The organism is Alcanivorax sp. HI0044 (assembly GCF_001634945.1).
Genome location: NZ_LWEZ01000915.1, coordinates 1 through 322, shown reverse-complemented (window position 1 = coordinate 322; position 322 = coordinate 1). Strand labels below are relative to the sequence as shown.

Sequence of the window (322 nt, the reverse complement as noted above, 5' to 3'; positions counted from 1 at the left end):
CGGGCACATAGGCATCGCCCACACTGCGCATCAGGGCAAAGCTGGTGTCGAAATCAAAGCGGTTCAGATCGTCAAAGAACAAGCCGCCCACACCACGGGGCTCATCCCGGTGCTTGAGATAAAAGTAGTCATCACACCAGGCTTTGAATTCCGGGTAGATCTCGCTACCGAACGGTTCACAGGCGTCGCGGGCCGTCTGGTGCCAATGCACAACGTCTTCTTCAAAACCATAGTAGGGTGTCAGATCGAAGCCGCCGCCAAACCACCACACCGGGTCTTCACCGTCTTTTTCCGCCACGAAAAAACGCACGTTGGCGTGGCT

1 protein-coding gene is annotated in these 322 nt (G+C 56.2%); it reads right to left on the bottom strand.

Annotated features, from left to right (window positions below; all coding sequences use genetic code 11):
• Positions 1–322 (bottom strand): coproporphyrinogen III oxidase (locus tag A3730_RS10780; RefSeq protein ID WP_156501148.1); only part of this gene is annotated, 322 nt, incomplete at both ends.